The sequence below is a fragment of the Azohydromonas aeria genome, from assembly GCF_009760915.1.
Taxonomy (GTDB): domain Bacteria; phylum Pseudomonadota; class Gammaproteobacteria; order Burkholderiales; family Burkholderiaceae_C; genus Azohydromonas; species Azohydromonas aeria.
Map to the genome: position 1 here is coordinate 64,175 of NZ_VIDQ01000035.1, position 6,257 is coordinate 70,431.

General features: G+C 68.2%; 6 protein-coding genes and 1 pseudogene. 2 read left to right on the forward strand and 5 right to left on the reverse strand.

Annotated elements, in window-relative coordinates:
• Positions 1 to 27: 27 nt before the first annotated feature.
• Positions 28 to 936, reverse strand: a complete 909-nt coding sequence (locus FJ694_RS19900; protein ID WP_157269063.1) for a LysR family transcriptional regulator — start codon at positions 934 to 936, stop codon at positions 28 to 30.
• 109 nt (positions 937 to 1,045) lie between these two features.
• Here FJ694_RS19900 and FJ694_RS19905 point away from each other — a divergent pair, with 109 nt between their 5' ends.
• Both FJ694_RS19905 and FJ694_RS19910 read left to right on the forward strand, forming a co-directional pair.
• The gene (locus tag FJ694_RS19905) at positions 1,046 to 1,831 is read left to right on the forward strand and encodes a TIM barrel protein (protein WP_157269064.1); all 786 of its coding nucleotides are present in this window, start codon (positions 1,046 to 1,048) and stop codon (positions 1,829 to 1,831) included.
• A 36-nt stretch (positions 1,832 to 1,867) separates the two neighbouring features.
• Positions 1,868 to 2,692 (forward strand): shikimate dehydrogenase family protein, encoded by an 825-nt coding sequence (locus FJ694_RS19910; RefSeq protein ID WP_157269065.1) that lies wholly within the window; start codon positions 1,868 to 1,870, stop codon positions 2,690 to 2,692.
• Positions 2,693 to 3,245: 553 nt separating this feature from the next.
• On the opposite strand, the gene FJ694_RS19915 is transcribed toward FJ694_RS19910, so the two are convergent.
• From FJ694_RS19915 to aroE, 4 genes and pseudogenes are all read right to left on the reverse strand, one after another.
• Positions 3,246 to 4,166: a DMT family transporter gene (locus tag FJ694_RS19915; protein WP_375140240.1), complete on the reverse strand. Its 921-nt coding sequence runs from the start codon at positions 4,164 to 4,166 to the stop codon at positions 3,246 to 3,248.
• A gap of 1 nt (position 4,167) precedes the next feature.
• The gene (gene aroQ, locus FJ694_RS19920) at positions 4,168 to 4,617 is read right to left on the reverse strand and encodes a type II 3-dehydroquinate dehydratase (protein ID WP_157269066.1); all 450 of its coding nucleotides are present in this window, start codon (positions 4,615 to 4,617) and stop codon (positions 4,168 to 4,170) included.
• Between the two features lie 67 nt (positions 4,618 to 4,684).
• The gene (locus tag FJ694_RS19925) at positions 4,685 to 5,692 is read right to left on the reverse strand and encodes a TRAP transporter substrate-binding protein (protein WP_157269067.1); all 1,008 of its coding nucleotides are present in this window, start codon (positions 5,690 to 5,692) and stop codon (positions 4,685 to 4,687) included.
• A 118-nt stretch (positions 5,693 to 5,810) separates the two neighbouring features.
• Positions 5,811 to 6,257 (reverse strand): annotated as a pseudogene (gene aroE, locus FJ694_RS19930) (shikimate dehydrogenase); the annotation flags it as partial.

The window sequence follows — 6,257 nt, forward strand, 5'->3', positions numbered from 1 at the left end:
GTGAGCAGCGTGGGCCGCATGCGGTGGTCATGCCGGCGCAAAGCAAGGCGCCACGGCTTCACGCAGGTACTCCAGGAAGATCCTGACCTTGGCCGACTGCGAGGACCGCGTGGACGTGACGGCATTGATGTTCGCGGGCTGCCGCCACTCGGGCAGCACGCGCACCAAGCTGCCGCTGGCAAGGCTTTCGCGCAACAGCCAGTCGGCGCTCATCACGATGCCATGGCCATCGTGCACCCAGCGCAGCACCACATCGATGTCGTTGCAGGCCAGCGTGCCGCTGACCTTCACGTTCTCCGGACCACGCGGTCCCAGCAGCCGCCACGTGCCGAATGGCTCGGCACGCTCGCGCAGCAGCACGCAGTCGTGCGCGGTGAGCTCCGAAGGACGCTGCGGCATGCCGTGACGCTCGACGTAGGCGGGCGCGGCGCACAGGATGCGCGAGCTGCTGGCAATGGGGTGCGCGATCAGGCTGGCCTCGTCCACCTCGCCGGCACGGATGTCAACGTGAAGCTCCTCGCCGATCAGGTCGACGCGGCGATCCATCAGCTCCAGCCACACCTCGACGCCCGGGTAGCGCGACTTCATGAGTGACAGCGCCGGGGCCACGATCTGGCGCCCAAGCCGGGCACTTGATGCGATGCGCAAGGGTCCGTGCGGCTCACCGGCACCGCGACCAAGGTCGCCGTGCATGCCTTCGACGTCTTCAAGGATCCGCTGCGCCCACCCGAACACCTTTTGCCCTTCATCGGTGATGCTCACCTTGCGCGTCGTGCGGCTCAACAGCTGGACGCCCAGGGCCTTTTCCAAAAGCGCGACGCGCTTGCTCAGCAAGGTCTGCGATGCGCGCGCTTCCCGTGCCGCACCCACGAAGCTGCCGTGTCGCACGACCAGGCAGAACAGGCGCAGGTCCTGCAGCTGCGGGTATTTATCCACGATTCATGCTCAGTGATAGCACGAATCGCAGCATACCGATGAGCAATGGAATGAGTGAACATGCCCGCCGTGGCGTCCGGCCACGCAAGCTCTTCTTCATCGATCCGACATGACGACTTCCCAAATTCCCCAGATCGGCTGGTGCGGCACGCCCGAGAAGGCGGCGGCCATGCAGGCGGCCGGGCTCGACTACATCGAGCTGCAACTCGTGCCCCTGAAGCTCGAAGACGATGCCGCGTTCGCCGCGGCCAAGGCCACGGTGCGCGAGCTGCCTCTGCCGGTGCCGGTGATGAGCTACCTGTTTCCGCACGACCTGCGGCTGGTGGGTCCGGAGGTCCACGAGCGCCGCGCACGCGCCTACATCGACCGCGTGGCGGCGCTGATGGACCTGGCCGGCGCGACGCACGTGGTGTACGGCAGCGGCTGGACGCGCAACGTGCCCGAGGGCTTCAGCGCACAGCGCGCCGAGGAGCAATTCGTGCAGGCCCTGGGCTGGATGGCGCAGGCCCTGCCCGACGGCGCCACGCTGGTCATCGAGCCCTTGAACCGCAAGGAGTCCAACCAGTGCAACCACGTGGCCGACGGCGTGCGCTTCGCGCAGTGCACGGGCCTGGCCAACGTGAAGGGCCTCGCCGACTTCTATCACGTAGACGAGGAGCACGAGCCGCTGGCCACGCTGGCCGAACACGGTGCCGAACTGGCCCATGTGCACCTGGCCGACACCGGACGCATGAACCCGGGCACCGGCTCCTATGACTACGCGACCTTCTTCGGGAACCTCAAGCGCGCGGGCTATGCCGGGCGGCTGAGCTGCGAATGCGGCGTCATCGGCGAACCGGTGGGCGCCATGCGGCACAGCGCCGAGTTCCTGCGCCAGGCCTGGGCTCGGGCCTGAACGCCACCCATTGCACGAATCCTGAAAGCACCTTCCATGATCAACGGATCCACCGAGCTGATCGCCCACATCGGCTTCCCGACGCACACCTTCAAGTCGCCGTCCATCTACAACCCGTACTTCGAGCGCGCCGGCATCAACGCGGTGCTGGTGCCGATGGCCTGCGAAGCCGAGCCCTTCGGGGCCATGCTGCGCGCCTTGTTCGCGCTGCGCAACCTGCGCGGCGCCGTCATCACCATGCCGCACAAGATCAGCGTGCTGCAGCAGCTCGACAGCGTGCTGCCGGCTGCCCGCATCGCCGGCGCCTGCAACGCGGTGCGGCTCACGGCCGACGGCAAGCTCGAAGGCGACATGTTCGACGGCATCGGCTTCGTGCGCGCGGTGCAGCGCCAGGGCCTGCGCGTGCCCGGCGCACGGGTGCTGGTGGTGGGCGCGGGCGGCGTGGGCTCGGCCATCGCCGCGTCGCTGGCGGCCGCGGGTGCCGTGGCCATCAGCCTCTTTGACACCCGGAGCGAGGCTGCCGAGGCACTGGCCGGACGCATCAGGGCGCACTGCCCAGGTGTCAAAGTGAGCACGGGGTCGAGGGACCCTGCGGACCATGACCTCGTCGTCAACGCCACGCCCATGGGCATGAGCCCAGGTGACGCAATGCCGCTGGAGGTGGATCGCATCGCGCCGGGCACTTTCGTGTGCGATGTCGTGCACAGCAAGGAACTCACGGCCTTCCTGCGCGCAGCGCAGGAGCGCGGAGCCCGCGTCCAGGGCGGCGCCGACATGCTCTTCGAGCAGATTCCCGCCTATCTGGAATTCTTCGGCCTGCCCACGACAACGCCGGACGCGCTGAGGGCCCTGGTCGCCTGAGCCGGCAGCGGCGTTGCCGCCGCCTGAACGCGGGCTCTTCCGAGCGGGCCTCGCATGGCCACTGGCAGGCCCCTCGCTCAGCCCGGATGCGGTACACGGATACGAAGCAGTCGGGCTTCACCCTTGCGTGCATCGGTGTTCAGCAGCTCGAGCTGATCGGTCTGAACCGTTCCCTTGCAGTGTTCCATCGCACGGCGGACGTGCGGCCATGCCTGCTCACGAGCTCGTGGCCAATGGGCACCGCCACGGCAACCGGGCGAGGCCATGCCCGACGCGGCGCGTGGCGAGCACACATGGCGAACGGCCGTGCGGTGGTCCAGGCCGCACCATTTCCGTCTACGACCTCTGCGGCGACTGGAACCACCGCGCCACGAGCAAGCGGTAACCGCGGCGTGACGCCGGGGCACGAAGGACGCGAGGCCGTGACGCCCGGCGCCAGACACCCAGCGCGCGCGCAGATGCGGATTCCGGATCGGAGGCGATGGGCTTGCCGGGGTGCCTTTGACATCGTTGCCCCCAGCAGCCGGCCCGCCAGGCTTGCCATCTCGGGGGCTCAGGCGCGTGCCGCGCGCCATGTCCCGGCAGCCCCACAACCGGCAATCACGACGATGCCAAGCAGCGTCCAGAAGTCGGGCTTGTGACCGAACACCAGCCAGCCCGCCAGCGTGGCGAAGCCAACCTGCGCGTACAGAAAAGGGGTCAGGGTGGAGGCGCTGGCGTGCCGGTAGGCCTGCGTGAGCAGGGCGTGTCCCAGCGTGCTGAACACAGCCATGAGCCCCAGCAGCGCCCAAAGGGACCGTTGTGCTGGCCATTCACCGGCCCAGGGCAGTGCCATCGTGGTCAGCACCGTGGCCACGATGCCCGTCCACAGTTGCAGCGTGCCCGGTTCGTCCTCGCGGACCAGGACGCTTGTGAGAACCTGGTACGCCGCGTTGACACCGACCAATGCCAGGGGCAGCAGCATCGCCCATTTGATGTCCCGCGCATCAGGCTGGATGACGAGCAGTGCGCCACCAAAGCTGCCGGCTACCAGTGCCCAGCGCAGCGTCGACACGCGCTCGCCCAGCTGCGTGGCGGCCAAGAGCGTGACCAGCAGCGGCGTGAGCATCTGCAGCGCGGTGAACTCGCCCACGGGCAGCCAGCGCAGGCTCAGGAAAGCCATGGCCCCGGCGCTGGTGAACAGCACCCCGCGCAGCACGTGGAGGATGGGATGGCGCGTGGCGAAGGCTCCGGGGCCGCGCCGCGCGATCACCAGCGCGCCGGTGGCCATGGCCTGCAGCAGGTAGCGAAACCACATCGCCATCAGCACGGGCACGGCGGCACCTACAGCCTTGGCTGTGCTGTCCAGCCCTGCGAAGCAGGCGGTGGCAGCGAGTACCAGCGCTATGCCTGCGCGCTCGCTCCTCGTACCCGGCAAGCCCTGGATGCGCTGTGCGCGAAGCTCAGTACCGGCCCTTGCCTCGGGCGAAAACACCTCAATCGGCCCGTGCTTGCTCAACGGCAGACACCGCTGCCCGCAGCGCCAGCAGGTAGCTGTCCACGCCGAAGCCGCAGATCTGCCCGCGCACGATCTCGGCGAACACGGACTGATGGCGGAAGGCCTCGCGCGCGTGGATGTTGGACATGTGCAGCTCCACGATCGGGCAGGTGAGGATGGCCAGCGCATCCCGGATGCCGTAGCTGTAGTGCGTCCAGGCGCCGGCGTTGATGAGCACCGCGTCCACGCCTTCGGCGTATCCCTGGTGGATGCGCTCGGCCATCTCGCCTTCGCTGTTGGTCTGGAAGCTCTCGATTTCTGCGCCCAGCTCCCGGCCGAGTGCGCGCAGCTGCTCGTCGATCTGCGCGAGCGTGACGGTCCCGTACTGCTTCGGGTCGCGCTTGCCGAACATGTTGTGGTTGATGCCGTGCAGCATGAGGATCTTCATTGCGTAGCTCCTGGGATGGCGGAATGAAAAGGGCCGCCCTGGGGCGGCCCGTGAAGGGACGGCGCGCTTACTTGCGCAGCTTGGCCAGCTCGGACTGCAGCGCAGCGACGGTGTCGGCCCCGACGATCGCGGTCTGCTTCTCGACGACGGGCTTGACCTTCTCGCGCAGCTTGGCGATCTCGGCGGGCGGCAGCTCGGTGACCTGCATGCCGGCCTTCTTCAGGTCCTCGACCGCGATGTCGGCCTGCGTACGCGAGACGCCGCGCTGGTAGGTCGTGGCCTGGGCAGCAGCTTCGGTGATGAGCGCCTTCTCGTCGGCGTTGAGCTTGTCCCAGAACTTCTTGCCCACGATGAGCGCCTGTGGGTTGTAGATGTGGCGCGTGAGCGCGAGGTACTTCTGCACCTCGTGGATCTTGTTGGCCTTGATGACGGTGGCCGGGTTCTCGTGGCCGTCGATGGCCTTCTGCTCCAGCGCCGGGTACACCTCGGGGAAAGGCATGGGCGTGGCGTTGGCACCCAGCGCGGTGAAGATGTCCACGTAGATGGGCGACTGGATGACGCGGATCTTCAGCCCCGCGATGTCATCGGCCTTGTTGATGGGGCGCTTGCTGTTGGTGAGGTTGCGAAAGCCCAGGTCCCAGTAGTTCAGGCCCACCAGGCCCTTGGGCTCCAGCTTGGCGAACAGGTTCTTGCCGAAGGCGCCGTCGGTCACGGCGTCGGCTTCCTGCGCGTTGTTGAACAGGAAGGGGAAGTCGTAGACCGCGAACTCCTTGACCTGCGACTGCAGGATGCCGGCGTTGAGCACCGTCATCTCGATGGTGCCGCCCTGCATGGCCGAGACGGTCTGCACGTCGCCGCCGAGCTGTCCGGACGGGTAGAGCTTGACCTGGATCTTGCCGCCGGACTTCTGCGCCACGAGGTCGGCGAACTTCTGCGCGCCCTGGCCCTGCGGATGCTCCTTGGGGTTCTGGAACGCGAACTTGATGCTGTGCTCGCGAATGTCCGCGGCGTGCGCGGCGAGGGGCAGCACGGCCACGACGGCGGCGGCAACGAAGGTGCGGCGAACGAGTTTCATGCGCTTGTCTCCTGGTGGGCGCTTGTGTGGAATCGTTGTCTCGGGATGCAGCCGCCCGGGCTCGCAAGGGCCCCGGCGTCTGCTTCGATGTGGTGGCCGGCTCGGGCGCGCTTCGACGTCAGGCCAGCGGCACCGTGAGCTGCCTGATCAGCGGCAACGTCTGCGGGCGCACGCCGCGCCACCACAGGAAGGCCTCGGCAGCCTGCTCCACCAGCATCCCCACGCCGTCGGCCAGGCGCTGCACGCCGGCGCCCTGCGCCAGGCGCAGGAACGGCGTCAGACCCTTGCCGTAGGCCAGCTCATAGGCCAGCTGCGCACTGCCGAACACACCGGCGGGCACCGCGGGCAGCTCGCCGGTGAGGCTGGCCGAGGTGGCGTTGAGCACGAGGTCAAAGCTCTGCCCTTCGAGTTCGCGCAGGCCGCAGGCGCGGACGGCGCCGGCGCCCTGGCACTGCTGCGCCAGCGCCTGGGCCTTGGCCAGGGTGCGGTTGGCCAGGACGAATTCGGCCGGCTGCTGCGCCAGGAAGGGCAGCAGCGCGCCACGCGCCGCGCCACCGGCGCCCAG

Bases quoted from the DNA above. Each gene is read 5' to 3' on its own strand.
- FJ694_RS19905 (WP_157269064.1), top strand. From the start codon at position 1,046: ATGACGACTTCCCAAATTCCCCAGATCGGCTGGTGCGGCACGCCCGAG.
- FJ694_RS19910 (WP_157269065.1), top strand. From the start codon at position 1,868: ATGATCAACGGATCCACCGAGCTGATCGCCCACATCGGCTTCCCGACG.
- aroQ (WP_157269066.1), bottom strand. From the start codon at position 4,617: ATGAAGATCCTCATGCTGCACGGCATCAACCACAACATGTTCGGCAAG.
- FJ694_RS19925 (WP_157269067.1), bottom strand. From the start codon at position 5,692: ATGAAACTCGTTCGCCGCACCTTCGTTGCCGCCGCCGTCGTGGCCGTG.